The sequence below is a fragment of the Fibrobacter sp. UWT2 genome (assembly GCF_900142545.1).
Classification (GTDB): domain Bacteria; phylum Fibrobacterota; class Fibrobacteria; order Fibrobacterales; family Fibrobacteraceae; genus Fibrobacter.
Genome location: NZ_FRBF01000014.1, coordinates 21,900 through 48,721, shown reverse-complemented (window position 1 = coordinate 48,721; position 26,822 = coordinate 21,900). Strand labels below are relative to the sequence as shown.

Sequence of the window (26,822 nt, the reverse complement as noted above, 5' to 3'; positions counted from 1 at the left end):
TTAATTCCAGGGTTCTTAAGGGCATCGCCCTTAGGCGAGGGGATGGCGGAAGACCCGGTGAAGCGGGGCTGCAGACAGGGGGAGGCTTCCCCCTTTTTTGAAAATAGCTTGCCCTTCTTGACTAAGAAAGACTATATTTGGTATTAAATTCAGTCCTGAAAGAAGCTGTTGAAAGCCTATCTCCCCACCTTGACAGCGCCAACCAGTTTATTTATATTACAAATGTAATTCGATAATCCCCGCGACAGTCGACATAGACCATTCGGTCCGTACGTGCATTCGCGGCGGGGCCCATCAACCTTCTTGATGGTCCTGTTGGGTTAGAATTTAGCCGGGGAAAGCCCCCGCCAACAGGATTACAAGATCATCCCCATAATAAAAACATAACTGTGCAAGGTGCGCCGTTCTTTCGGCGTGTTTGCGCGTTTGCCGTGTAATCTCGCAATGGAGAATACGATGGGAGATTTATTAAAAGACTTCAATATCGACTCGTTCAGAGAAGGCAATCGCTTCGAAGCTAAGCTTGCCAAGGGCGGTTTCCCCAAAAGTCTTTGGGAAACCTATTCCTCGTTTGCAAATACCGATGGGGGTCTGATTCTCCTCGGTGTAAAGGAAAATAGGGATCACACGTTTACCATAGAAGGCGTAGAGAATCCTGAGCGTATGGAAAAATTGTTTTGGGATAATGTGAACAATAAAAATGTCGTAAACATTAATATCCTAGGTAACAATAATGTTGAAATAAAGGATATTAACGGAAAGAAAGTTTTCTGGATTACTGTTCCTAGAGCCGATCGAATATATCGCCCTGTTTTCAAGGGAACGGATATGTTTACAGGGACGTTTAGGCGAAACGGCGAAGGCGATTACCTTTGTTCAAGGGAAGAAGTAGGCTCTCTTTACCGCGATGCCGGCCATATAAGCCAAGATTGTAAAATCGTAAAAGAAGTTGACCTAGATTCACTTAGCAAAGAAACTATCACCCACTACAGGCAAAGGTTTCGTTTGTCTCACGATGGTCATGTTTGGAATTATCTTCCCGATATAGAATTCCTGAAAAAGATAGGTGCCGCAAGAATAAACCAAGACGATGGAATGGTTTACCCGACTGCAGCTGGCTTGTTGATGTTCGGGTACGAGTCGGAAATCGTGTATGAGTACCCGCTTTATTTCCTGGATTATCAGGAGCATTTTGATGAAACGACAAGATGGTCGGACCGCTTTGTTTCAAGCTCGGGAGAATGGAGCGGTAATGTATTTGATTTTTTCTTCAAGACCGTAAATAAATTGTCTGAAGACATAAAGAGACCATTCAAACTTGAGGGGATTTATAGGGTTGATGACACCCCTGTTCACAAGGCTATTCGAGAAATTCTTTTGAATACACTTGCGAATGCGGATTATTATGGCCGCGCTGGCGTTGTTATCAAAAAATACAAGGATTACTTTGTTTTTGAAAATCCGGGAATGTTCAGGCTTAGCATAAAAGAAGCCATAAGCGGTGGAACTTCCGATCCACGCAATGCCACCATTCTTAAGATGTTCTCTATGATCGATATCGGTGAACGGGCGGGGAGCGGAATCCCCGGAGTTTTTTCTGTGTGGGAAAAAGAGTTTGGTCTTAAGCCCGAATATACACAAAAAATATCGCTTGAAAGAACGATAACAGTGCTAAAATTGGCTGAGATTGCCCAGAGAACAAGTGATAATTGCCCAGAAAACGTTGAAATTGCCCAGAGAAATAGCGAAAATTGCCCTGAGAATGACTTGATTTTGCCGCCAAATTGCCCTGAGATTGCCCAGAGAACATATTTGGCGATTGTGACTAATCCGTATGCCACTATCGAAGAACTGAGCGAAAAAATGGATGTTTCTCCCCGTACCGTGAAATATCACATAGCGCTTTTGCGAGATAAATTCATCAAGCGAATAGGTAGTGACACAAAGGGATATTGGGAAATCATCGAAGAAAACCATCAACAAGGAGAAATAATATGATTAACAACAAAATCAACGAGATACATCTTTTTTTAGAAGGTGTATCCAGCGTTTGCGATGACTTAAATGTTATTGCAGAAAAGACAATGGGCTACTTCGGTAAGAAAGACAAGCGAATCGTGGATTATGTTTTATGGATGAAAACTCGAACATTTTCTGCGGAACAGTTTGCCAAAATTCTTAGCATGCGCGATTTTTCCGAAGGCTTGTCGGATGTTGAAACTGCTTGCGCGAAACGAAACGGGCTAGTGGTTGTCACGGGTTATTCGGACGATGTGATTGAATTAGAAGGTGCTATTTTTGCTGAAGGTGATTGTTTCGAAGGCGGAAAATTCCACTTAAAACGTATAAAGGGAAAATGGAAATTGGAGCGTGGCGCCGGAAAGAAGAATAACATTTCTGCTTTATGGCATGCTAAAGACGCGTTCACGGATGATGGCGATTCTATTCCGTGGACATACAGGACGGATATCCCTCATGCGAAATTCATCGCAGCAAATGGCGGTGATCCGTTTAGTGAGGGGCTTGTCTTTGATGTGCGCAAATTATGTAGAGGGTGACTTTTATCTCCCGACCTTCACTTCGTAATTCGCCCTGTGGGTGCCGACCGTCGTGCCATCGACACGGAACACCTTGGCCGGCATCGCGTTCGCGCGGAATAGGGGTCGCGCGCGGATGTAGTCGGTTTCACCACCATTCGGCGCGGGCTTGGAGATCGCGATAGAATCCGTCGAAACCGTAAAGTTGTCAAATCGTATGTAGCAGTCGTGGGTGGGGGCCCATTCGGCGCTGCTTCCGCCGTGGAAGGTGGAGAGGTAGAACTTGTCGACTTTCACGGTGTCGTAGTCGCGGAGCCTGAGGGTATCCACATCTAGCGCGAGTTCTCCGTCAAGCCAGGTCTGCACGCGGCCATTCTTGTCGCCGTTGCCGGGAGAGGCGATGGTGTTCATGCTTACTTTGTTTACAATGCGGTGCCAGGTGCCGGTGGTGAACTGTTTTTGCGGGATGGTGCCGTTCAAGTCCCACTTGAAATCGTCGCCGTATACGGACTCTTGCCCCATGAAGTAGATGAGCTGCACGGCGTTGCCGTCTTTACGCCACATGATGCGCGCGCTCCAGCCGTCGCCGGTTTCGGGCATGGCGTTGCCGGTGTAGCACTTGCCGCCGCATAGTCCGGGGAGCTTGCCGCCGAGCTGGAACTCGAATCCGTCTTCGAAGAATATGTCGTAGGCGCTCCACATGGTGTCGGCGGTTTTCACGAGCGGTTGGATGATTTGCGCGGCGCAGGCGGGCGTGTCGTTGTCGTTCGGGCCTACGCAGCCCTTGGGGTACTTGAGCTGCAGTACGTTGCCGTGTTCCTCGCCGTCGTACACAACCTTGGAGTTTTCGCCATTGTTCTTGTCCATGGCGTACCACCAGCTTTTATCGTAATCGTTGCGCTTGAAGTCTTCTTTGGCCTCAGCATTGCCGTACACGCCGACTTCGCGGTTCTCGAAGTTCACGAACGAGACGGTGTCGGAGGCCGTTTGCGCGAAGGCAGGCACTTGAGTAAGCGAAGCCGCGGAGAACGCTACGGCGAGGATGTGGTGGATTTTCATACTCATACCTTTAAAATAATCTTTTTTGGCTGGTATTAAACTATCTTTTTAACGTATGGCCGATTCACTTGACGAAAAACACAATGAAAGTGGCACGAATCTTGCCGCAGCCCCTGTTGCGAACCGTGCAACCGCTGACAAGGCTGCCGAAGAGCGCAAGGCTCGCATCCGCAAGATGCGTGGGTGGCTTTCGCCGCGTGATTCCGAGGTGGATGATTTCGGGCCTGAAGATGCCGCGCTGTATTACGGCGAGGGGCATAACGGCTGGAACCGGTAGCGGTTTTTAGGCGGCGGGATTTATTCTAGAATCACCTTGTACGCCTCGACCAATTTTTCGAGTGATACGGCGCAGTTGGCGGGCGAGGTAGAGGGGAGCTTGACCGCATCTATTCTGACGTCTTGGGCACAGAGTTTCTGGTACAGTTTGTGGGCGGTGGCGCCGGTGCAGAAGATACGTGTGACTTTGGACTTTTTTACGAGCTCTTTTATGTTGTTCACAACGGGGTCTTCGATGCTGGTGTCGCTTGCGCCTACGATGGTGCAGCTGTCCAGAACATCCCACAGGGCCACGTGATGCTTTTTGAGCATGGCCTTCTTTTGTGCGATGGTTTCGGGCACGCTTTCGCCGAGAACGGTTGCCATCACCTTCCAGAACCTATTTTGCGGGTGCCCGTAGTAAAATGCCATCTCGCGCGACTTGGGCGAGGGTATGGAGCCGAGCAGCAGCACGCGGGATTCGCGGTCGTATAGGGCCGGGAATTCGTGGGTGACGCGGGTTCGAATGGCTTTGCTTGCGAGCTTTTTCATGAACACAAAAATACTATTTTTCGCCTTATGAAAATCAAGATTCTGTTTGTGTGCCACGGGAACATTTGCCGAAGCCCGATGGCTGAATTTGTGATGAAAAAGTTGGTACGGGATTTGCCCGCCACATTGCCCGCTGAATTACAACAGGGGGCGGCGCAGTCCCAGTTGAAAGATATAGAATTCGAAATCGCAAGTGCCGCGACGAGCACCGAAGAAATCGGGAATCCTGTTTACCCGCCTGCTCGCCGTATGCTTGCCACGCACGGGATCGATTGCAGTGGAAAGACGGCACGCCAGATGACGGTTCGCGACTACGAGTATTACGACTACATTGTGCTCATGGACCGTAACAATTTGCGCAACTTGCGCTGGATTTTGCCGGCCGATGTGTACGCTCGTGAAACAGGTGGCGCGGGCGTTTCAAGTAGAGATGCCAAAAATAATCGCAAGGTCTCACTCTTGATGGATTGGGTGGGCAAGAGTCGCGACGTGGCTGACCCCTGGTATACAGGCGATTTTGTGGCAACTTGGGACGATGTAAACGAGGGTTGCAAGGCGATGCTGGCCCAGATTCTGCGATAGACTCGGCAATAGGCCCCTGTTTCAAGACTAAACGATTTTGAATTGGCATGCAATTTGCTAAATTCTCCCCGTAAATTTTTAATCAGTGTCCGCGGGCAGCGCCCTCGGCCGTAAAAAGGAAAAAGATGAGTATAGTCGATACCGTTCTTCACAAGATCTTTGGTACCCCTCACGAACGTAAGGTCAAGCAGCTGCGCCCGGTGATTGCCCAAATCCACAAGGCCCGCGAAGCCCTTGAAGCTCTGGATGACGCCGCCCTTGCCGCAAAGAGTGCGGAATTCCGCGAAAAGCTCAAGAACGGTGCTACCCTTGAGGATATCAAGGTCGAAGCCTTTGCCGTTTGCCAAGAAGCTTGCGACCGCCGCCTGGGTATCTTCAATATCTTCAAGCCGGAAAACAACTTTGACTTTAGCCGCCTGGGCCCGGAACTCCAGGAATCGGTGAATGCCGCGAAGGCTGAACTTGCCGCCGGCAAGAACGAATGGGAAGTCTACCTGCCCGCTTCTGTGTACGCCAAGGTCCGCGAACTTTACCCCGAATCGGTGAAGCCGTTCCGTATGATGCCTTTCGACGTGCAGATGATCGGTGGCTTGGTGCTGCATGAAGGCGCTATCGCCGAAATGGCGACGGGTGAAGGTAAGACGCTTGCCGCAGCTCTTCCGGTTTACTTGAACGGTCTTTCTGGCCACGGTGTGCATGTGGTGACCGTGAACGACTACCTCGCTGGCCGTGACGCCAAGCAGATGGGTATGGTCTATAAGTTCTTGGGACTCACGGTGGGCCTGATTGTGAACGGCCTTTCTCCCGAAGAACGCCGCGTGAGCTACAACAGCGACGTGACCTACGGTACCAACAACGAATTCGGCTTTGACTACCTGCGCGACAACATGGCTGTGGAACCCAACCAGCTGGTGCAGCGTGAACTGAACTTCTGTATTGTTGACGAAGTCGACTCCATTTTGATTGACGAAGCTCGTACGCCGCTTATTATTAGTGGCCCGGCCGAAGACGCTACTGAAAAGTACGCCAAGGCAAACGAAATCGCCAAGCAGCTTATTAAGAACAAGGACTTCTCGGTCGACGAAAAGGACAAGAACATCCAGCTGACCGAAAAGGGTGTGAACCACATTCAGGAACTCATGCACATCACGAACCTGTACGGCGAACATGCCGACTGGGTGCACTTCTTGGATAACGCTCTGAAGGCCTGGTACCTTTATGAAAAGGACGTGGACTACATCGTTCGCGATACCGAAATCATCATCGTTGACGAAAACACGGGCCGCCTCATGGAAGGCCGCCGCTATAGCAACGGTATGCACCAGGCAATCGAAGCCAAGGAAAACGTGCAGATCCGTCGCGAAAACCAGACGCTTGCAACGATTACGTTCCAGAACTACTTCCGCATGTATAAGAAGCTTTCGGGTATGACGGGTACCGCCGAAACCGAAGCTACGGAATTCATCAAGATTTACAACATGAACACTTGGGTGATTCCGACCAATAAGCCCTGCATCCGTAAGGACCTTCAGGACCTGGTCTACAAGTCTGAAGATGCCAAGTGGCGCGCCATTGTGGCCGAAATCAAGGAACGCCATTCCAAGGGCCAGCCGCTCCTCGTGGGTACGGCTTCTATCGAAAAGTCCGAAAAGCTGCACGGCCTTTTGGAAAAGGAAGGCATTCCGCACGAAGTGTTGAACGCCAAGAACCATGGCCGCGAAGCTGAAATCATTCAGTACGCCGGTCATAAGGACAAGGTGACGATTGCAACGAACATGGCCGGTCGTGGTACCGACATTGCCCTTGGCCCCGGTGTTACCGAACTCGGCGGTTTGCATGTGCTCGGTACCGAACGTCATGAATCTCGCCGTATCGACAACCAGCTGCGTGGTCGTTCCGGCCGTCAGGGCGACCCGGGTTCCAGCCAGTACTTCCTTAGCCTCGACGATAACCTGATGCGTATCTTCGGTGGCGACAGCGTGAAGAACTTGATGAGCCGCTTTGGCGTGGGTGAAGACGAAGTGATTACCCACCCGATCGTAAGCCGCTCGATTCGTGGTGCCCAGCGCCGCGTGGAAGGCCAGAGCTTCGACATTCGTAAGCACTTGCTCGACTACGATAACGTGATGAATGAACAGCGTAAGGTGATTTACGGCCTGCGCCGCCGCATTCTGAACGGCGAAGACATCAGCGAAGAAATCATGAACCGTATTGAAGATGCCTGCGACATTAAGGTGTCTCAATACATTCCGGCCAAGACTTATGCCGAAGCCTGGAACCTGGAAGGCCTGCACATTGACTTGCAGCGTAGCTTGGGCATGGAATACAGCCTCACGCTCGAAGATGCCATGAGCAAGACGCCGGAACAGGTGCTCGATGAAATCATCGACATGTGCAAGGCCCGCTACGACAAGCTCACGAAGATTATTCCGGAAGCCGACTTCCGCCAGATTGAACGCCGCTTCTTGTTGATGACCATTGACCAGGTGTGGAAGGAACACTTGTACGCCATGGACCAGCTGAAGGATTCTATCCGCTTCCACGGATACGCCCAGAAGGATCCGCTGATGGTTTACAAGAACGAAGGTTACAAGCTGTTCGAAGGCTGCATGGAAAAGATTGCAACCCTTACGGCTCTCCGCATCTTGAACATTCGCATTACGCTCCCGAACGGCGTGACTGTTTCTCCGGATCAGTTGCAGCTTAAGAGCAAGGAACAGATCGAAGCCGAAAAGAAGGCTCTCGAAGAAGCTCAGGCCGCTGCCGCTCAGAACGCCGCTAACAATGCTCCTGCCGAAAATGCAGAAGCTCCGGCTGAAGAAAGCGCCGCTGAACCTGCCGAACAGATGAGCGCCGAAGGTGCAAAGCCTGCCGGTCTCGCTGGCCAGGCTGCTACTTCTGAAACGAATGCGATTTCTGAAGAACAGCAGGAAGCAAAACCGATGCCGCAGTCTGCGCTTCCGGGTACTCGCCAGGTGAACCCCGCCATGCTCGCCGCTGCACGCCGCCGCGCCCAGCAGCAGGCTCCGAAGCTCGGCCGCAATGACCCGTGCTGGTGCGGTTCCGGCCTCAAGTACAAGAAGTGCCACGGCAAGGACTTGGAGTAATCGTAATTAAAAAGCGACTGCGTTTAAAATAAATTAACGCCCTGAATCTAAAAGGTTCCGGGCGTTTTTTATTTAAAAAGGAGATGCTCGTTCGGTGACGGGCATGACATATTGTTATGCTTGCGGGGCGGCGCTTTGAGCCAAGGTGTCCAGGTAAAGCTTCTGGGCCTTGGCATCGTACATCACTACGTCGTAGAGTTCGCCGTCTTTGCCGGTGCGGGATTCCACGAAGAGTCCGCTCATGGCGCCTTTTTCGGTGGGCAGGAATGCGCTGCGGCCTTCGGGTGATGTCTTGAATTCAAGGTAGCCCTGTTCCACGTACCAGTCGCGAATGACTTTGTAGTAGATGCGTTCCATGTTCTCGCCAACAAGGGTGTTCAGGCGGCGTGCGATTTCGCTCACGGGCACGGGTGTGTCTTCGGCGGGGTAGTCGGCCAGCTGCTCGGCGGTCAGGTGGAATTTTTCCCTTTGCACGCGCTTCGGAGCGTATTCCTGGTCGTCTTGAAAATCTTGAGCCTGGTTGGCCTTGCGCTTGGCAAAGCGTTCGTTTGCAATGTCGACGCACTTTTGAATGTTGTCCAAAATGAACTGCTGCGCCTGTTGCCAGCACTGCGTATAAATATTGTGGTGGCCGCGCAGGTCCGATTCGCCCTTTTCGAATCCGTAAGATTCACCCTTGGCGGTGGGCAGGTTGGCGTCGGTTCCGCTTTCGGTGTTCTGCCTCTCGAGAATGCCTTCTTGCACCAAGAAGTTTGCCACGTCGGCATAAAGCAGGTGGTTCATGTTCTTGGGCAAAAGTTCGTTCACATTGCGCACCACGCGGGAAATCGAAACCGGGTAATCGAAGAAGCGGTAGCCCTTCAGGGTTTCGGCGTCGATGGCCAAATCTTGCATGGCGGGCTTCGCGGCGCGTTTTGCGGCGCGGGGCTGCTCGGTCGGAATCGGGGCCACATGGTCGTGGTTCAATTGCTGCTGCAACAGGGAGGCGACATAGGCGAGGCACTTGCTGATTCGTTCCTGCTTGCAGGAGTCGCCTTCGGGCAGAATTTCGTCTGTCAGCGGGTTGATTCCGCAAGAAAGCTTACGCAAATACATTTCGGCACGTTCTATAATCGCATTTTCTGATGGCATAAAAAACTCCGTAAGTTGCAAAAAGCGAAGTAAAGATAGCATTTTCTTGGAATAGTATAAATTTTTTCTAACTTTTTGAAGTACAAGAAAAACTACTATGAAAACGGCAAAACATTTTTTTAGTTTAGAAGGTATCGACGGTTCGGGTAAAACGACCCAAATCGATATGCTGATCGATGCCCTTACGAAAGAAGGGTATTCCGTAGTAAAGCTGCGCGAACCGGGCGGTGCAAAGATTTCGGAACGTGTGCGCGAAATTCTTTTGGATACAAGCTTCAAGGGAATTATGAGCGACAAGACGGAACTCTTGTTGTACAATGCTGCACGCGCCCAGGTGATTGCTGAAATTATCCAGCCCGTGCTCGATGCAGGTAAAATCGTGATTGCCGACAGATTCGCATGGAGCACTTTTGCTTACCAGGGTTATGCCCGCGGCTTGGGTGCAGACCTTGTGCAGCGCCTGACGGAAATCACTTGCGACGGATGTTTTCCGGAGCTGACCGTGGTGCTTGACATTGACGTGCAGCGGGGACGCGCGCGCACCGCGAAGCGGGGCGAGGCACCCGATCGACTGGAGAGTGAAAAAGCTGATTTTTTCGAGAGGGTGCGCAAGGGGTATCTTGCCGCGGCCCGCGACTACAGCGACTGCGTTGCAGCTATCGATGCAGACCGCACTCCCGAAGAAGTTTTCGCGGATTTGTACAAGTTGGTAAAGGCAAGATTGCAGTAACTTGCAAGGGGGAAATATGAATATTGCAAAACGCGTCATTACAGTTGCAGCATTCGCTTCGGTGAGCGCCTTGGCGCAGGCGGAAGTGGCTCCGGTTTCTTCGCCGGTGCCGGATTCTACGCAAGCCCAGCCCGTGGCAGAAACGCCCGAGGTGGTCGCACCTGAAATTGTTCCTGCAGATTCCGCTGTCGTAGATTTTACGGCCCAGAATGCAGAACCGGAGATGATTGAAGAAAATCGCGAAGCGGTTGCAGAAGCGGTAGCCGATTCGACGGCGCCTGTGGCAGATTCCACAGTTGTCTCGGTTGTTGATTCTACGGTGACGCCGGTTGCCGATTCCGTGAAGACCGAAGAGGTGATGGCTGTGGCTGCCCCCGATACCGCAAAGCCTCAGGTAGATTCCATTGCCCCTGTCGATACGTTGCCTCTTGTTGCAGCGGTGGATACTCCCGCTGTTAAGGTGGATACGGTTCCTGCGGCAAAGGCGAACGAACCTGTCGCAAGTCCGCTGGACAATATTTTGCATGGCAACTCCTACAACCCGGTTGCAAACGAAGCTGCTGCCGCGACAGTGGGTGGCGAAATGTCTATTCCCCACAAGATGTTCAATCGTCGCTTTGCCTATTTTGAACCCGTCGAGCAGGAAGGTGTCGTTTCTTTTGGACAGGACATGACTTACTTCTTCGCCTTCAACAACAACAATGACTTGGCGCTTGTGACTGCAGGTTTGGCCAAGGAAAACTTTGGCGTGATGTTGCAGGCTGCCGTGGGCAAAAAGTGGAGCTATGTCGATGACGACAATACGGGCGCCGAAGAAACCGTGAAGACGACAGCGGCCGGATCCGCTTTGGGCGGAACCGTGTCTGCAAGGCTTGCTGGCTTGGATATGGCTCTTCGTCTGGCTTACGAACATCCGGAAGGTGAAGGCTCGATTACGGGTAGCAATACGGAAATCGAATCGGACGCTTGGAATTTGGGAGGCCGGTTCATGGTTTCGAAGCCGGGAAGGATTTCTTGGAGTGCGGGCTTGAGCGTGTTCCGTTACAATTCCAAGAGCACGGTGACCGAAAAGAGCATATTTGAACAGGGCGGCAAGTATTACCTTGCGACAACGAAAGCTCACACGACCGATTCTACGACACGCGTAGAAGTGGTGCCTGAATTCAATTTCGGCGGCGCCATTTTGAGTCACGAAAAAGCCCGCGTGTTCATGGGCCTGAATATGACAGCCCCCATGGCCAGCTACGACCGCATCAAGAAGGTGTGCAGCAGGCATAATGAATACGCCTTGGTTGCAACTCCCAACATTTTGGGCGAAGTGATGCTGGGTAGCCACGTGGTCGCTTACGGTAGCGCTTCTCACCAGTGGGATCTGTTCCGTTACAGGGATTCCTACATCAACAATGAGTCTACCAAGTCCATGGATATTTCTTCGGGTATAACCACGGCGAATGTGGGTATGCGCCTGGAATACGAAATGGCCGCCTTGGAAGTCGCCTTTACCAAGCAGTTCCTGAGCAATCCCTTCGGGGCATTCTCCTCGACTGACGAAGTCATGACTTCGATTGGCATGTTCATCAACTTCTAGTGAGTATTTGATTTTATGGATAGAGCTCGCCGCCGCAAATTTGGCCAGAACTTTTTGGATGTACCTACCGCGCAGATGATTGCGGGGGATTTGCCGGCGGATGCAGGCGAATGGGTACTTGAGATTGGCCCTGGGCACGGCGCGCTGACGGAACATTTGCTGGAGCGCGACGTGCAACTCACTGCCGTCGAGATCGACGAGCAGTGTGTGGAATTTTTGCAACAAAAGTTCCAGGGCCGCGAGAATTTCCATATTGAAAATATTGACTTCTTGAAGTTCGACTTGCAGGCGTTCCTGGATGCTCACGAAAAGCCCTGGGTCACGGGAAACTTGCCTTACAATGTTTCTACGGCGATTATCGCGGGCCTGATGCCGAAACTGCACCTGACCAAGGGCTTTATGGGAATGGTGCAGCTCGAAGTTGCCGAACGCATCTGTGCAAGCCCCTGCAGCAGTAATTACGGCAGCCTTTCTGTTTTAGTGTCCGCTTACGCTGATACGCAGATTCTCCGCAAGATCGGGCCGGAGCATTTCACGCCCCGCCCGAATGTCGATAGCGCTACGATGCTTTTGACGCCCAAGGCTGATGCCTTGCAGGCTCCCGAGGGCTTCTTCGACTTCGTGCGCGCCGCCTTCACTCAAAAGCGCAAGACGCTCGCCAACTCGTTCGGCCGCGCTTACGACAAAAAGAAAATCCAGGAAGCTATCGAGCTCCTGGATTATCCCACCACGGTCCGCGCCGAGGAATTGTCCCCCGCGCAGTTCCTTGAATTCTACAAAGTCATTGTCGGGTAGTTTTACCTGAAATTTCTACTTGACCGTAACGCGGTGCATTTGCCTGCCCGTTTGCGGCTTTACCAAATAAGTGCCCGAACGCTTGACGGCTGCGGCCGTTTTCGCTTGCAGTTCCTGGGCGCTTAAAGCTATGAACTTTGCCACGAGGCGGCCCTGCATATCGAACACGTTGTAGGTGGTCGGCTTTTGCGGCGTGAATTGCAGCGATTCCGTTTGCAGCCCGCGAGCGGCGATCGCTGTCGTCGAGGGATCAGCGAAATTCAGCCAATCGATGTTTACGTAGTTTCCGACAATTTCCACCTTAAGCACGTGTTCACCTTCAGAAAGCGTTACCTTGCCTGCTTCGAGAACCGTATAGGTATCCCAGTCGGCGCCTTGAGGGAACGTGACGTTTTCAAGGACGGTTTTGTCATCGACATAGAGCTTGATGCCTGTATTCTCCGAAGAGGTGGCGTAACGGATGCTGAGGTCGTATTCCTTGTCCTGATCCACCTTCACGGTGTATTCCAACCATTCGCCTTCTTGAGTGTAGCCGATGGCGTAACCATCGCCTGCTTTCACGATATCGACTGCATCGTCGCGGTACTCGCCGCCCTTGTTGTCGTCATCTTTGTCGAGGTAGGCCTTGCCGGAGCCGCCGACGTCGTAATTTTCGATTTCAATTTTTCCGGGGATGGCTGCTGCCACATCTTTGTACGGGGCCTGCGGAATAATGGAGGTAATGTTGATGTGGTAGCCGTACTTGGTATTCGTGATATTTACCGGCACCGTAATCTTGCCGTCGCTCACGTCGTATTCCTTGTCGGACACCAAATTTGTCGAAGGCACGGCCTTGTCCTTGTTTTCCCAGACCACGTATTCCACCGTCACATTCACCTTGTTGCCGAATGCCGAAGGAATACCCGAAATATTCACGTTCACATCGCCCTTGGTGTTACCGCCGAGTACAATGCTTGCAAAGCCTTTCTTCTTGTCGAGGGCGGCAAAGCCGTCGACGCCATCGCTCTTGTCGTTGGGCGGGGTCACCTTTGCCATGTAGCCGCTCATGTCGCCGTACCACTTATAGAGCCACCAGCCGCCACCGCGTTCGTTGTTCGAGGTCAGCAAGCTACCCAAGCGACCCGGAAGCGGTACGAACCACCAAGAAATCATGGCGCTTTCGACACCGTGGCGTTCGAATTTGGCAATAAACGGGACGGACACTCCGGGGCAACCTTCTTCGCTGTGTTCGGTCGAAGAATATTCGTTGATGCTCAGCGGGCGCGGCTTGACGTTGTATTTCTTTTCGAGGTTACGGTAAGTTTCGACAGAACCCACAAAGCCACCGCTACCCCACTGGTGCCAGCTGACCACATCGGGCATGCAGTTGTTTTGCGAACAGTACTTAACGAATTCTTCCATTTTCGAAGCGTGATAGAACGAATAAGAAGGTCCGATAATTTTTGCACCGGGGTCCATCTGGCGAATCAGATCATAAGTCTGTTTCCAGAGACCGGAATTGAAGTCGATGCTCGATTTCCACGTATCGTTCGGTTCGTTCCAGATCTCGTAACCGTCAAAATTCTTGTTGTTCGATTTGAGCTTGTCGTTGATGACAGATTTTACTTCGTTTTTCCAGTGATCCATGTTCTGGAACTTGTAAGGCCAGCCAGGCAAAACGTCGGCCAGGCGAATCTGGATCTTGGCACCGATGCTTTCGACACGTGGGGCCACAAGGAATGCGCCACCGATGCCCTGCTGGCGGCCGCTACCGCTACGTGCCGGCGAAAGGAAAACGTTCGGCTTGAGGGGAGCGACATCTTTTTCGATATTGCTCGGGAGTGTTTCGGTAAGGCCATAAAGCGAACCCGTGGCCACATGGGTCACCGGCTTGATGCTATCACCGAGGCTTACGCCCAAATTTACTGCTGCATCCGCAAGGGCTGCCGCCATCAAAACCATAGAAAGACACTTGAAGTTCATACTATCATCCTCTAGTTCTATTACACCACCATAAAAAATACCCCCTTTAAAGGGGGTTTTTAAGGGGGATAAATAAGATTTTATTGACAATTTTGCAAAAGGGGAATGGCGGCGAAATTAGCTCAAATTAGAGCCTTTTGCCCAAAAGTGGCCATTTGGTGGGCACAATTCCGTCCAATCTCACGTTGTCGAGGTAGAGTTCGCCATCTTCGATCAGGGCGAAGTTGATGGCCTCTACTGCCGTCAGCTTGGAACGAAATTCGTCTTCGAAGGGGAACTCGTAGCTACTCCATTCGTCCGTGAGTTCGATGCCGGAAGGCGTTACGTAATCGGTGCTGCCGTCGCTGTTGTGCACGACCATCTGCACGAGCAGCATGCCGGATCCCTTGGCGGCAAAGGAAAGTCCCGAGGCTTTGCTGATGTCAAAATAGGCGTAGTTGTCGTCTCCGAGTTCGCGTTCGTCTTCGCCGAGAATGAATCCGGTCAGGGCGAAGTGATTGTCGAATTCTTCGTCGATATCGGCTTTAAAGTATACGTGAACGCCCATCATCTCGTCTTGCCTGAATTTTTCGGCATGGGCGAATTCCACATTGCCATAAAAGTGGCTCTTGCCGCCATAAGAGGAATCGGTAAAGAAGTAGGTGGGGCCGACCAGGCCGAAGGTGTTGCCTACGACGGTGCGGCCGCTGGACCAGTCTTCATAATCGGCCAAGAGGGTGTAAACGCCGTATTCCCAGCGGATTCGGTTGATAATCTGTTCTTCGGTGAATCGTACCGTTCGGGTGGTCTGCACCTGGTAAATGCGGGATTCCCCGTTGTATTCTGCGGTCATGAAGTGGACGCCGTCGGGGAGGTTTTCGAATGTGAATCTTCCGTCAACGTCAGTGGTCGTTTCCCTGTCCAGAATCGTGAGCTTGGCGCCTGCGACGGGCTCACCTTTATTGGCGATGTAACCTGTGACGGCGACGCCCTCCTTGGCTACGTATATTCCGGTTTCCATGTTTTCGCTGAAGAATAGCCACCTCATGGAATAGAGGTCGTCTTTCTGCATTTCCACCAGGTTGAAGCCGCTCAGCGAGGTGTTCAGCTTGACTTTCCCGTCTCCGTCGAGGGTGTCTACAGAAACCATCACGAGGCCATTTTCGGTGGGCTTCCAGGTGCGTACGATTCCGCCTTGGATCAGGTCGATGCTTCTGTCGCTCATGTACCCGATGTAGCCATGCTTGTAATTGTCCCTGAGATCTTCCGGGTCATCGATAACGATGGGTTCATCGTCGATGTCAACGTCTTTTGCGGAACTGCTCGAAGACTTGAAGCTTTCTCTCATTGAGGATCCGAAGCTGTCACTCACCGAGGAGCTGCTTTTGTTCGTGACGTTATGGCCGTCGGAATCGATCACGGCGACTACCTTGCCGCTGGAATCGTCTCCGCAGCCTGTAAGGGCTGCCAACAGGGCTGTTGCGGAAACCATTATTTTGAAACTCTTCATTTTACTCCTCTTGTTAGTACAAAGGAAATGTAATAAAAAGAAACCGCCGGCAATGCCGACGGTTCCTTAAATGGCTTTAATTCATTTTTTTAGCCGAGTTCGTCGCAGTATTCGGCATCGCAATCGTCGCTACTGCCAGAGAGCAGGCATGCCTGAGCTTCGAAATCTACGATTTCCATTTCCGGTGCTTTGTATTCTTTCTTTTCCATAACCAACCTTTAATAATTACTTTTGGACCTTGGTGTTGCCGATGAACATGCCCTTGTTTTGGGGCTTGCTGTTCAGCTTGCGACCCTTGAGATCGAACCAACCGTTCACCTTTACGATTTCGCCCGTGGCCATGTTCCAGCGAGCAAGGCGGGTTGTGCCGTTTCCCTTGTCGATGAGCTTCACGTTGATCGTTTCGGGCAGCGCGGAGGCAACGGATTCAGTGGACTTTTGAAGAGCCTTGTCACCCTTGTAAACCAGGTAAGCGCGCAGCGGCGGAACAAAGGCGCCTGAACCGACCTTGGTGAACTGGCCGGCTTCGACTTTGTCCTTGGTCTTGGCGGCATAGCCGTAAACACTGCCCAATTCGGCGTCGTCCTTGTCCCAGCGGATAAAGCTGTAAGAGCCGCGCATGAGCCAGTCGCCCTGATTGCTGACGTCGCTTCTTAAAGCGAGTTCGACAGAGGTCTGCGTAGAAACGCTCACGCCGGTTGCCGTGAATTCGATTTCCTTGATGCCCTTGCATTCATCTTTGTCCGTATTGGTAATCATCAGCATGGGTCTGTGGGCGGCACCATTTTCGATGTCATGCTTTTCGGCGGTGATCCACATGCCGTTTTCGTCTTTGTTGTAGCTGATGGGTTCGTACAAGTCGACGCATTCGTTTGCGGACTGGTAGTTTGCCGGCAAGGTGATGGTAGAGTTTGCTGCCAGAGCCGTGCTGCGTTCAACAATGACTTTGAAGTTGCCGCTTACACTGTTGTTGATGCAATTCGCGGCAACGTTATCGACTTCGACTTTTGCGTTTTCGTCGTTGATCGATTCCAGATACATGGTGTTATTGGACTTATAAAATGCCCCACCAACAAAACTGCAAGTCGGCTCGCCTTCGGGTCTTGCGGCCCAGGCACTAGAAATGAAACTTGATAAGACCACAACCGTGGCAGTAGCAAGAACTTTGTTATTCATATTTCCTCCAAATTAATTTGGCGCGCCCAAATATAGAAAAAAAAATCTTAATTTCAACTTTTATTTTTATTACATCCGAAATAAAAGTTTGGATACAAATTAAAGGTTTTTCGGCAAATTTAGCGTACGTAAACATATTTTTATAGACGGATCGTCCATGGGCAAAGCGTTTCCCTATGCGATTTCGGCCTAGCTATAGATTAGTTTTATAGAGGATGTGCTTGTTGTGGAGCAAACAAATAAGGAGTCAACAAGTTTATGAAAGCGCCTAATCTAATTACGGCTGCATGCCTCTTGGCATTTTGCGGAATGTCGTCTGCATATACCTTAAACGGTACTGTCACCACTAAAGACGGCAACGCCATTCAAGGTGCAGATGTAAAGCTTCTCAAAAGGAACAAGGCCACCACCACTGACGCCCAGGGCAAATTCACCTTCAAGGAAGAATCGTCCCATTTGAGCGCGGCTCGTAGCGCCGGCAACTTCAGCCTGGCCAATGGCGTCTTGAACTTTACGCAAAGTGGCGCCACCCCGGTGCAGGTCAAAGTTTTCGACATGGTCGGAAACCAGGTATTTGCGCAGACGCTGCAAGGTTCCGGTTCGGTGGACCTGAATTCCGTCATCAAGTCGCAGGGCACTTATCTGGCCCGCGTCAAGCTCGGCTCGGCGCAAGAATCCATCCGCTTTAACGCCACAGGCAACTATTCGGGCTCCTTTAAGCAAGGCGGCAAGGCACTCATGAAGGTCGACGGCGTCGAAAAGGATACCTTGAGTGTCGCGTTCGAAGGCTACGAAACCGTAAAGGTGTTCCTCCCGAATCTCGATACGACCGTCGCAATCAAGATGAACGAAGAGTCAACCGAAGAAACCTTCAAGTTCGGTTACGCACTCGGTAATGCGCCCACCCCGAGTAAGGGCTGTGGCAGCAATTCCAAGTTGCAAAAGGTCAAGAGCGTCGAAAACGGCGACCAGTTCCAGATACAGGTTGGCAGCGATAGCCGCAAATACTTTATCACCTTGCCCAAGAACTACGACAACACGAAACCACACAAGGTGCTTTTCGCATTGCACTGCTACGGTAGCTCCGGCGAAGACTTCGTGCACCACAACGCCGACTATGACCACCCCACTCCGTATTACGGCCAGCAGGTGCTCGACAAGAACGGCGACTACATCTTTGTCTCGCTCGATGCCATTGGCGGTCTGTGGAACAAGGGCCAAGGCGATCATGACTTCTTCGCCCAGACGCTTACTACTCTGAACGAAAACTACTGTATCGATACGAGCCGCGTGTTCATTACGGGCTTCAGCTACGGCGCCATGTTCAGCTACTCCTTGATGCAAGACATGCAGAGTCGCGTGCGTGCTGCCGCTACTTACGCCGTGGCTGATTACAACATCTGGCTGCCTGAAGGCAACAACATGAAGAACCTGCCGATTGCCTGGATGAACGTTCATGGCGTGAACGATGGCCGCTGCGATTACAATCGTGCCAAGAATAGCGCTCTTCCGCGAATTCTGAAGCGTAACGGCAAGGCCGATGCGAACGGTGACTTCACCGACGCTAGCTCCGAAAAGCCTAAGGAAGTAAGCGGCAATACGGGCCACGTCTGCTACGACTTCACGACGGTCGACGAACGCTTCCCCGTCAAGTGGTGTAGCTGGCCGGGTGACCACCAGTGGACTGCTCACGACACCGGTAACATGGGCGTGGGTTGGAACTGGGAAAGCACTTGGGTGCCCGAAGAAGTCCACAAGTTCTTCGAACAGTTCTAAGGAACCGCAACAAGAATCCGCAAAAGAATTTCCTATATACCTCCTAAAAAAGTGCTCGCCGGTTTTACCGGCGGGCACTTGTGTTTTCCCATAAACTTTTGTTCTAAATGCGGTTCGTCAGATTTTTTACTTGTGCATGTAGCTTACGCCGTTGGGGAACTTGACTTCTGTCCAGCCGTTCGTCTGTACCTGCGCAACCGATGTTACTTCGCCGCCGTAGATAATCGCGTTACCCTGGTAGGTGGGCTTGAATGCCGCCTTGTCGGAGCCGTAGTAACTGGTGTTGTTGTAGGTAACAGTGGCGCACTTGGGGAGGTCCGTGGAGTAGTTGCCGAATGCAAGGAGTACGCCTCCGGTAATTTCGAAGCCGGCATCCGTATCGATCAAGCCGCCTGCCATGTTGGAGGAGCATCCGCCGCTACCGCCGCCCATGCCGCCGCCACCGCCGGGGAATCCACCGCCCCAGCCGCCGCCGAAGCCGCCCATGTTCTCGTAGCTTTCGCCGGTGATTTCGAGAATCAGCACGCCGCCGGTCATCTTTCCGGAGCCGTTCGCATCGAATACGTCGACCATGTTGCCCTTTGCGCTGATGTAGTGGTAGCCACCGCTCACGACGATATGGCCACCGCTTTCGCTAAACGCTGCATACTGACCGGAGTTTTCCTTCGGGCCACCGGCACCGTTCCAACCGTCGTTTGTTGCGAATGTCGAGGTGATGCCACCTTCAGCAAAAATCTTGTAAGATTCAATACCTTCATTAGCAGTGACTACGTTGATGGTGGAACCCTTCATGTACAGGGCAGAATCCGCATGGATGCCATCGTCCTTTGCGTTGATCGTGACATCGCCGCCGTTCATATAGATTTGCCAGTGGGTGTGCAGGGCGTCATCGCCTTCGGATTTTACGTCGAGCGTGCCGCCATTGACATAGATATACTTTTCGGCAACAAGTCCCTTGCCCGTAGCAGTCACCTTGACGTTGGATGCTTCGGTGGAATCGCTGATCATCACGTAGTTGGCTGCGTCGATACCGTCGTCGCCGGCCTTGATGGTGATATTGCCGCCCCTGATATCGATGATGCCCTTGCCTTCGACGATGTTCTTGCATTCGCCATTGACTTCTTCGCATTCGTCACTTTCGAGGCCGTCGCCTTTTTTGGCGGTAAGGTTCAGCGTGCCGCCCGAAATCTGGAGGCTGCCCTTGCCCTTGACGGCATTTTCTTCGGCTTCGACAGTGATGTTGCCGTTCTTGATTTTAAGATCGTTGCTGCATTGGATACCGTTCCTGAATTTGCCCTTGACGGTCAAGGTGCCTGCGCCCTTGATGTTCAAGTCGTCGCGGGAGTAAATCGCGGCCTTTGCGGTGTCCTGAGCGCCGTTGATCTTGGTGAACAAATGATTGCCGTTGCCATCTTCGACCACGTTGGTGGTGCCCTTGACCAAGTGAATCACCGTCTTGTCGGCGTTCTTCACGAGAATCGGGGCGTTAGAGCTTTTCAAGGTGGCATTGTAGAGGTAAATGCCGGTGTTGCCTTCTTTTTCAGCGGCCGGAGTGTTTACGACCACCTGGAAGTCAGAAGATTCGCCCGTTACGTAGTAGGCGCCCGGGCAGGTAATTGTTGCAGCTTTGTCTGCAACTTCGACGCAGCCGTTATTGTTTTCGACGGTGGCCGAGGTGCCAGAAAGCTTCAGGAGAATCTGCGTGCCGTCCAGTGTTCTGGAATCTTCGTTGTCGTTTTCGTCGTCACCGGATTCGCCGCCCGGATTAGTACCCGGCACGGTGCCGCCCACGCTGCTGGAGCTAAGGATAGGGGTATCGTCGCCCGGAATCAGGGCGCTCGAACTGGAAACGTCGCCAGGCAAGTTGCTGCCCGGAACATCTCCGCCCGGGATTTCTGCACCGGGGTTTTCACCACCCGGAACTTCACCGCCGGGAATCTCGCCGTAAGGATTTTCATTTCCCGGAATCTCGGTGCCGGGGACATCGCCGCTAGGAATTTCGCTACCGGGATTCTCGTAACCGGGGATATTGCCACCCGGAATCTCGCTGCCGGGAACATTATAGCCATAGGGATCAGTCTGCGGAACGGAACCGTTGGGATCCGTTCCCTTGTCGTCGGAACAAGCCACAAAACCCAAAACTGCAGAAATTGCAATTGCGGGCAACCTCATTGACTTCATAATCACTCCTTTTAGCTCTAATATATAATTGGCCTATAATATGGGCAATATTTGCATAATAACTTTCGTTGAGTGAAAAAACAACGTTGGTAAATTTCTTTTTGTGTAAAAGCCGTTTAAAAGCGCGCTTTTGTGAGATTCGCTACTTTTGGGCAGTTCTTTCGATTGCCTTGACGACTTCGATATCGGCAGGGAGCCAGTTCACCGAATGCAGCTCTGCACGGGTGAGCCAGCGGGCCGCCTCGTGCTCCAGGAGTTCCGGCGCCTTGTTGCCTGCGATGGTGCAATAAAAGCAGTGCATCGTCAAGTGAAAAGCGGGGTAGTCGTATTCCACCGTGCAAATAAAGTCGCCTACGCTTACGTCGATGGCGAGCTCTTCCTTGAGTTCGCGGGCAAGTGCCTGTTGCGGGGTTTCGCCAGGCTCCATTTTGCCGCCCGGGAATTCCCAGCCGTCTTTTTGTTCGCCGTAGCCGCGCTGCGTGGCAAAGAATCGGGTTCCCGCTGAATGTGGCGCCCCGTCGCAAATAATGCCTGCAACGACTTCGATACGTTTCATGGGTGAAAATGTAGAAAATTCGCAAAAAATGTGGACCTAAACTTATTTTTTGCTTAACCCTATTGACTTTTGACGATAAATTTTATAAAATTAAATTGTATACAATCAAACGCGGTGAAATACCGTCAAAAACACCCCCAAAAACGGAGGCTCATCATGGCAACCATCTACGATTTCACCCTCACCGATGGCAAGGGCAACCAGGTCCCGCTCGCAAATTTCAAGGGCAAGGTAATGCTCATCGTGAACACGGCGACCGGTTGCGGCTTTACCCCGCACTACAAGCCCATTGAACAGATGTACTCCGACTTTCACGACAAGGGCTTTGAAGTCATCGACATTCCCTGCAACCAGTTCAAGGGCCAGACCCCCGGCACCGACGACGAGATCCACGAATTCTGCACGCTCCATTACGGCACCGAATTCCCGCAAATGAAAAAGTCCGATGTGAACGGCCCTGACGAGCTGCCGCTCTACACCTACCTGAAATCGCAGAAGGGTTTTGAGGGTTTCGGTTTTGGCGTAAAGGCCGCCGCCATGGCGCTCTTGCTCAAGAGTATCGACAAGGATTACAAGAAAAATCCCGACATCAAGTGGAATTTCACCAAGTTCGTGGTCGACCGCGAAGGCAACGTTGTCGCGCGCTTCGAACCCACCGCCGACATGGACGCCGTGCGCGCCTGTGTAGAGAAACTGCTCTAGGAGCCCCCATGAACTGTCCCCAGCTAAAACTCGAAAACCAGCTGTGCTTTCCGCTGTATGCCGCGTCCAAAGAAATCACGCGCCGCTACGCCCCGTACCTGGAACCGCTCGACCTCACGTACACGCAGTACATTGTGATGCTCGTGCTGTGGGAAGAAAAAAAGTGCAACGTCTCTGAACTCGGCAAAAAGCTGTTTCTCGATTCCGGCACGCTCACCCCGCTCCTGAAAAAGCTCGAAGCCAAGGGCTACATCCAGCGCACCCGCGAACAAACCGACGAACGCTGCCTTTCCGTAAGCCTCACCGACCAAGGTGAATCGCTCAAGCGCAAGGCTGCAAGCGTCCCCAAGTCCATGTCCCGCTGCGTGAACCTCTCTGACACCGAAGCCAAGACCTTGTACACCCTACTGTACAAGGTCTTGGAAGGGGTTGAGGGGTAGGTGGCTTTTACAAATCTTTTACAAGCTTGCCCTTGCCAAATTAGGGGCTAATTCTATATTCCACTTAAGCCCGTAAAGTAGTGCGCAGACATCCAAATGAATTTGGATGTTTTTTCTTTTTTAAGGAGCACTATATGGTAGATTATTCTAGAAAACATGGCCGTCTTGGACTAAAATTTTAATAGAAAAGTTAAAATTTATTGCTTTTTATTAACCTTTGTGTTATATTTATTTGTGAAAATTTAATAGAAAGGTTAATAATATGGATCAACGTATAATGTTGCTTAGGGCTTTAACTCAAAAAATGGGTGATTTGCAGCATCTGAGAAACTCTGTCACCGGAAAGCTGAGCTGGGTTTCTTCTGTTCGGCAGGCTCTTGGAATGACCGCATCACAGCTGGCCAGTCGCCTTGGTGTTTCGTCACCGCGCATAACGAAGATGGAGTCTAATGAATTGAACCTCAAAATATCAACAATGGAAAAAATCGCTCAAAGCATGGACTGCGATTTCGTTTACGGTTTTGTACCCAAGGATTCCCTACAGGCAACCATCGATAGACAGGCTCGCAAAAAAGCCGCGCAAATCCTGACCAAGGTGAATGCAAATATGGCTCTTGAAGATCAGTTGGCAAAGGACCCGCATATATTAGATGACCTTGCAAACGAGATGATAACAAAGAACATAAAACGAATATGGGATGAATAATGGCAGATATTTTCACATCTGATGACAACTCTACGCCACTTACTCCAGAAGAACGAGAAGGACTTAAGCCTCGCTGGGTGACGTTGCGGAGTGAACTCAACGAACTTGAAACGCGAAACATATCCGAAGCGGAAACTTGGCTTGTTTCAGCCAAACTCAAGGATATATTGAACGATACGTTTTTGATGAAGTTGCATAAGAAAATGTTTGGTCAGGTGTGGAAGTGGGCTGGTGAATACAGAACTACTGAACGCAATATCGGGGTTGCTCCGTACCAAATTCCCGTTAAGTTGAAGGCCCTGTTTGACGATGTGAAATTTTGGGTGGCGAATGAGACTTTTCCGCATACGGAAATCGCTGTTCGATTACATCATCGGTTGGTGTTGATACATCCATTCCCTAATGGGAACGGTCGTGTCTCTAGACTGATGGCAGACCTGCTTATGCAACAGATGGGCGAGGATCGCCTTTATTGGGGAGACGGAAACCTTGTTGACATAACGGATTTACGAAAGCGCTACGTAGATGCTTTGCATGCTGCCGATGGCGGAAACTATACGGCTCTACTGGAGTTTGTGCATAAGTGAAAAGCGTTCTCTAAGGTCGTTTTTTCCGACCTTAGAGAGTTTGCGACCTCAATGAGGCTTTTTACTTTTCCTTTCGGCTCTCGCGGCCTTGATTTCGGCCTCGATTTCTTCTTCGCTCATCCCGGCGGTCCCGTTCTTGTGTTCATCGTTTAAAGTCACAATTTGTGACTTTAAAGCCGACTTGATGTCGGAATTTCCGACTTCCAATTCTTCGTTTTTTTATGGGATGATCTTGCAGTGCTGTTGGCAACCTAGTCCTTGATGCAACGAACAGAGAAACCATAGTTCTTATCGTTGTCGTATAGGTACGCCTCGTCGTAGTCGTAGTAGAAGCGCATAAAGTACGCGAATCCGTTAAGGTTTTCTGTAGAACTCCAGAAGAACGCGCCATTGAAGCCGTAATCCTCGTTGACTTGCATGATACCGGCAGGAAGCGCCGAGAACCCGAAGGCGTCATCACCGCTGCGATCTTTACCATCATTGTTAATCCAACTGCTGGCAGATTTCAACTTTTTGCCCGCATCATTCCAGCGATCTCCGTCCTTACCTAGTGTGCCGCCTACAGCCTTTGCTAACACCTCGAATTCCTTTTTACTAGGCAGGTGCCAGCCTGTAGGGCACGCCTTCAGGGCCGCATTCCAGGTGTATAAGCGACCATACTTGGCGCAGTTAGAATCCTTTACTGCATAAGCGTCGACAGGAAAATCAATTTTCCTGTCGCCATAGCAGTGGCTGTCCCGTACCCAGTAGTTCAGGTTCTCTGCCATCCAGGTCTGTTTGCCGATTTTCACCGTTTTGTACGTCTTGCCATCTCGGGGGTCTGTCATGGTTCCCTTCTTCGGAGCTGCGAAAGTTCCTCCCGCACAGAATACCATCATAAGCATTAGAATCAAAGTCTGTCTTTTCATAAAAGCTTCCTTAAAAAAACACGTAATATAGAGTCTGCACACTTGTTCACTAAATATACATCCTCGCGTGGTCCTTGTCAAGAGAAGTCGCGCACCACCGAGCCTGTCGGGGGAGGACGCCACAGGTGCGGACGGTCGCAAGCAGGTCTATACAGGGAGGGTACGAAACAAACCACCAAACAAGGAGACTAAAATGACAATCGAAGAAATCATGGAAAAGCAGTTCGTTCTTGATCAGTCCCGTAGGGAGCTGCCCGAGTTGAAGGCTCTGATCCGCGGGATCATGTGCGTCTGGGCCGAAAAGACGCGCAAGTATGGGATTATTGTAAATAGCAATCATTTCCATAGAGGGATTTAAGGACAAATCACAAATTATCAACAATCAAAACAGGAGGCATACATATGCACATTATGAACATTATCGTAATTGCGTTTGCCACGCTCGCGGCGCACGGACCAGCCCAATTGAGCCTGTTCAGCGGCCTTGAGACTAATGTTACTGATTTCCGTAACATTAAAATCGGGATTATTGATCCTCAAACGCCACCTGTCAACCCCCTTCCTCCTCCATTTCGAACAGGGCTAGTTCGTCTGCCGTAGCCCCGATTTTTTCGTCGGTGGCGCCCGAAATTGACATTTCGTTTTTTAAAAGCGATATACCCATAGAACCGCTCGGAACGAGCACAACCTTTTAAGGAGAGACGCTATGGAAAAGGTGAAAATCATGAACGCCCGCATTGAACAGATTAGCGGTGGCCCGGACATTCCCATATTCGTGGGCGAAGTCGAACTGAAGCCGAAATCGGGCGAAAGCTTTTTCTTTAGCATCTCGGAATGCGAAGGTATGCCTACGGTATTCAAGACGGACCATTCTGTTTTGGACGTGCTGATGGGCGAAGAAGACGATGCCTTTGAAAAACTGCAGGATAACCTGCTCTACGAAGGCGAAAACTATGACGGCCTCTTGGAAATAGGTGACAAAATCGAGTGCTTTGACGGAGTGCTCTACCTTGTTTACCTGATGCGTGCCAGCTGGGAAGATGTTGACAAGTTCATCAAGAAAACGGTGGGGAAGGACCTCGCCAAAGTCAAGGTGCCCGAAATCGATGTGGAAGAAGAGATAGAAGAGCTGTGAGACTGATTGGAACCAGCCGGGGCTGACCCAGACGATTATCTTAAAGGTGCAAAAACTGTTTTTAAACCCGTCGGGACAGGTCGGGAAGGATATCTTAGAGGTGTAAAAAATGCTGATTTTTAACTAAAAACGCCAGTTTTAACATTTAATACATAGAAAGACTTTAAGAGCCTTTTGATTTAATGAAATGGATTAAATCAAGGGGCTCTTTTTTTTGTCTTTCTGCCAACCCACCTCCAAAAGGAGCTGCTCATGAAGCACAACAACCGCCAAGCCACCCAGATCGCCAACCTCGTAACCCTCGCCAAGTACGGCGCCAATGCAGACATCCGCCAGCAGGCGGTAAATGACCTTTGGGACATTTGCGGGGAGCAAATTTCCGGCGTCATGCTCAAGAATTCCTACAAGGTCGATTCGGACCGTGAATACCATGACATGACCCCCGAAAAGCGTAACGACGATATTTTCGACAAGGCCTACATCGCCTTCAGGGAATGGGTGGACTCTTTTGATCCCAGCTTCGGAGTCCCGTTTTTGGCATACACCAGCCAGAAGAGCGGCTGGCTTATGCAAGATGACAAGCGCAAGAACTCCAAGAGGTGCAAACGGGTCGATGTTTTTGATCCGAACGGTGTGGCCGATGACGACGAAAAGGGCCGCTCGTCCAAGCCCAAGTCTGTCGAGGAGAGCGCTATTTTCAAGGCAATGTTGCAGTCTGCAGTCAGAGGTTATGACTGCTCCGACGCCAAGGTGGCCGAAAAGATTGGCTGCACCCGTGCCAACACGGGAGTCCTGCACAAGAAAATGCTCAAGTTGCTGAAAGAAGAAGGCCTGGACGAAGAATTCCGCCAGCTCATGGCGGCGTAGG

25 protein-coding genes are annotated in these 26,822 nt (G+C 51.2%); 16 read left to right on the top strand and 9 right to left on the bottom strand.

All coding sequences use genetic code 11. The features are described from left to right. Positions 1–456 precede the first annotated feature (456 nt). Positions 457–1,998 (top strand): RNA-binding domain-containing protein, encoded by a 1,542-nt coding sequence (locus BUA40_RS10360; protein ID WP_072800606.1) that lies wholly within the window; start codon positions 457–459, stop codon positions 1,996–1,998. After that, positions 1,995–2,558, top strand: a complete 564-nt coding sequence (locus tag BUA40_RS10355; RefSeq protein ID WP_083585366.1) for a hypothetical protein — start codon at positions 1,995–1,997, stop codon at positions 2,556–2,558. Before BUA40_RS10360 ends, BUA40_RS10355 begins: the two co-directional genes overlap by 4 nt. Positions 2,559–2,561: 3 nt before the next feature. Here BUA40_RS10355 and BUA40_RS10350 read toward each other — a convergent pair whose 3' ends face one another. Continuing rightward, positions 2,562–3,602: a polysaccharide lyase gene (locus BUA40_RS10350; RefSeq protein ID WP_255369285.1), complete on the bottom strand. Its 1,041-nt coding sequence runs from the start codon at positions 3,600–3,602 to the stop codon at positions 2,562–2,564. A 49-nt stretch (positions 3,603–3,651) separates the two neighbouring features. On the opposite strand from BUA40_RS10350, the gene BUA40_RS10345 reads away from it, so the two are divergent. After that, complete coding sequence (locus BUA40_RS10345) at positions 3,652–3,873, top strand: hypothetical protein (protein ID WP_072800604.1); 222 nt, start codon at positions 3,652–3,654, stop codon at positions 3,871–3,873. Positions 3,874–3,893: 20 nt separating this feature from the next. Here BUA40_RS10345 and BUA40_RS10340 read toward each other — a convergent pair whose 3' ends face one another. Further along, positions 3,894–4,403 (bottom strand): DNA-deoxyinosine glycosylase, encoded by a 510-nt coding sequence (locus BUA40_RS10340; RefSeq protein WP_178299610.1) that lies wholly within the window; start codon positions 4,401–4,403, stop codon positions 3,894–3,896. Positions 4,404–4,430: 27 nt separating this feature from the next. Between BUA40_RS10340 and BUA40_RS10335 the strand changes: the two genes are divergently transcribed. Both BUA40_RS10335 and secA read left to right on the top strand, forming a co-directional pair. After that, positions 4,431–4,985, top strand: coding sequence for a low molecular weight protein-tyrosine-phosphatase (locus tag BUA40_RS10335; protein WP_072800601.1), 555 nt, complete (start codon positions 4,431–4,433; stop codon positions 4,983–4,985). A 125-nt stretch (positions 4,986–5,110) separates the two neighbouring features. Then, a complete protein-coding gene (secA, locus tag BUA40_RS10330) occupies positions 5,111–8,092 on the top strand; it encodes a preprotein translocase subunit SecA (protein WP_072800600.1) in 2,982 nt (993 codons plus the stop codon). Between the two features lie 114 nt (positions 8,093–8,206). On the opposite strand, the gene BUA40_RS10325 is transcribed toward secA, so the two are convergent. Continuing rightward, the gene (locus BUA40_RS10325; protein WP_255369284.1) at positions 8,207–9,223 is read right to left on the bottom strand and encodes a hypothetical protein; all 1,017 of its coding nucleotides are present in this window, start codon (positions 9,221–9,223) and stop codon (positions 8,207–8,209) included. Positions 9,224–9,320: 97 nt separating this feature from the next. On the opposite strand from BUA40_RS10325, the gene tmk reads away from it, so the two are divergent. The 3 genes from tmk to rsmA are packed head-to-tail and all read left to right on the top strand — an operon-like array spanning position 9,321 to position 12,336. Then, on the top strand, positions 9,321–9,953 hold the full coding sequence (gene tmk / locus BUA40_RS10320; RefSeq protein ID WP_072800596.1) for a dTMP kinase: 633 nt from the start codon (positions 9,321–9,323) through the stop codon (positions 9,951–9,953). Positions 9,954–9,969: 16 nt separating this feature from the next. Then, positions 9,970–11,541, top strand: a complete 1,572-nt coding sequence (locus BUA40_RS10315) for a hypothetical protein (protein ID WP_072800594.1) — start codon at positions 9,970–9,972, stop codon at positions 11,539–11,541. 15 nt (positions 11,542–11,556) lie between these two features. Further along, positions 11,557–12,336 carry a 16S rRNA (adenine(1518)-N(6)/adenine(1519)-N(6))-dimethyltransferase RsmA gene (rsmA, locus tag BUA40_RS10310; protein WP_072800592.1) on the top strand — a complete coding sequence of 260 codons (780 nt, stop codon included), beginning with the start codon at positions 11,557–11,559 and terminating at the stop codon, positions 12,334–12,336. A gap of 15 nt (positions 12,337–12,351) precedes the next feature. On the opposite strand, the gene BUA40_RS10305 is transcribed toward rsmA, so the two are convergent. The 3 genes from BUA40_RS10305 to BUA40_RS10295 form a co-directional block, all read right to left on the bottom strand. Next, positions 12,352–14,298, bottom strand: a complete 1,947-nt coding sequence (locus tag BUA40_RS10305) for a cellulase family glycosylhydrolase (protein WP_072800590.1) — start codon at positions 14,296–14,298, stop codon at positions 12,352–12,354. 127 nt (positions 14,299–14,425) lie between these two features. Continuing rightward, positions 14,426–15,787 carry a carboxypeptidase-like regulatory domain-containing protein gene (locus BUA40_RS10300; RefSeq protein ID WP_072800589.1) on the bottom strand — a complete coding sequence of 454 codons (1,362 nt, stop codon included), beginning with the start codon at positions 15,785–15,787 and terminating at the stop codon, positions 14,426–14,428. A 225-nt stretch (positions 15,788–16,012) separates the two neighbouring features. Next, on the bottom strand, positions 16,013–16,963 hold the full coding sequence (locus BUA40_RS10295) for a hypothetical protein (protein WP_072800587.1): 951 nt from the start codon (positions 16,961–16,963) through the stop codon (positions 16,013–16,015). Positions 16,964–17,221: 258 nt separating this feature from the next. Here BUA40_RS10295 and BUA40_RS10290 point away from each other — a divergent pair, with 258 nt between their 5' ends. Continuing rightward, a complete protein-coding gene (locus BUA40_RS10290; RefSeq protein ID WP_072800584.1) occupies positions 17,222–18,739 on the top strand; it encodes a T9SS type A sorting domain-containing protein in 1,518 nt (505 codons plus the stop codon). A gap of 126 nt (positions 18,740–18,865) precedes the next feature. On the opposite strand, the gene BUA40_RS10285 is transcribed toward BUA40_RS10290, so the two are convergent. Further along, entirely contained in the window at positions 18,866–20,920 is a 2,055-nt protein-coding gene (locus BUA40_RS10285) for a carbohydrate-binding domain-containing protein (RefSeq protein ID WP_072800582.1), read from the bottom strand. 142 nt (positions 20,921–21,062) lie between these two features. Further along, a complete protein-coding gene (locus tag BUA40_RS10280) occupies positions 21,063–21,476 on the bottom strand; it encodes a (deoxy)nucleoside triphosphate pyrophosphohydrolase (RefSeq protein ID WP_072800580.1) in 414 nt (137 codons plus the stop codon). Positions 21,477–21,632: 156 nt separating this feature from the next. Between BUA40_RS10280 and BUA40_RS10275 the strand changes: the two genes are divergently transcribed. The 4 genes from BUA40_RS10275 (at position 21,633) to BUA40_RS10260 (ending at position 23,911) form a co-directional block, all read left to right on the top strand. Beyond that, a complete protein-coding gene (locus BUA40_RS10275; protein ID WP_072800578.1) occupies positions 21,633–22,178 on the top strand; it encodes a glutathione peroxidase in 546 nt (181 codons plus the stop codon). Between the two features lie 8 nt (positions 22,179–22,186). Continuing rightward, on the top strand, positions 22,187–22,618 hold the full coding sequence (locus BUA40_RS10270) for a MarR family winged helix-turn-helix transcriptional regulator (protein WP_072800577.1): 432 nt from the start codon (positions 22,187–22,189) through the stop codon (positions 22,616–22,618). Positions 22,619–22,880: 262 nt separating this feature from the next. Further along, positions 22,881–23,324 carry a mobile mystery protein A gene (locus tag BUA40_RS10265; RefSeq protein WP_072800576.1) on the top strand — a complete coding sequence of 148 codons (444 nt, stop codon included), beginning with the start codon at positions 22,881–22,883 and terminating at the stop codon, positions 23,322–23,324. Next, positions 23,324–23,911, top strand: a complete 588-nt coding sequence (locus tag BUA40_RS10260) for a mobile mystery protein B (RefSeq protein ID WP_072800575.1) — start codon at positions 23,324–23,326, stop codon at positions 23,909–23,911. Before BUA40_RS10265 ends, BUA40_RS10260 begins: the two co-directional genes overlap by 1 nt. Before the next feature lie 251 nt (positions 23,912–24,162). Here the strand turns inward: BUA40_RS10260 and BUA40_RS10255 are convergent, their stop codons facing one another. Continuing rightward, positions 24,163–24,819: a fibrobacter succinogenes major paralogous domain-containing protein gene (locus tag BUA40_RS10255; protein ID WP_083585365.1), complete on the bottom strand. Its 657-nt coding sequence runs from the start codon at positions 24,817–24,819 to the stop codon at positions 24,163–24,165. Positions 24,820–25,012: 193 nt separating this feature from the next. On the opposite strand from BUA40_RS10255, the gene BUA40_RS14585 reads away from it, so the two are divergent. From BUA40_RS14585 to BUA40_RS10240, 3 genes are all read left to right on the top strand, one after another. Next, positions 25,013–25,177, top strand: a complete 165-nt coding sequence (locus BUA40_RS14585) for a hypothetical protein (protein ID WP_178299608.1) — start codon at positions 25,013–25,015, stop codon at positions 25,175–25,177. A 348-nt stretch (positions 25,178–25,525) separates the two neighbouring features. Next, the gene (locus tag BUA40_RS10245) at positions 25,526–25,954 is read left to right on the top strand and encodes a hypothetical protein (RefSeq protein ID WP_072800572.1); all 429 of its coding nucleotides are present in this window, start codon (positions 25,526–25,528) and stop codon (positions 25,952–25,954) included. 252 nt (positions 25,955–26,206) lie between these two features. Next, a complete protein-coding gene (locus BUA40_RS10240) occupies positions 26,207–26,821 on the top strand; it encodes a hypothetical protein (protein WP_072800571.1) in 615 nt (204 codons plus the stop codon). Position 26,822: the final 1 nt, after the last annotated feature.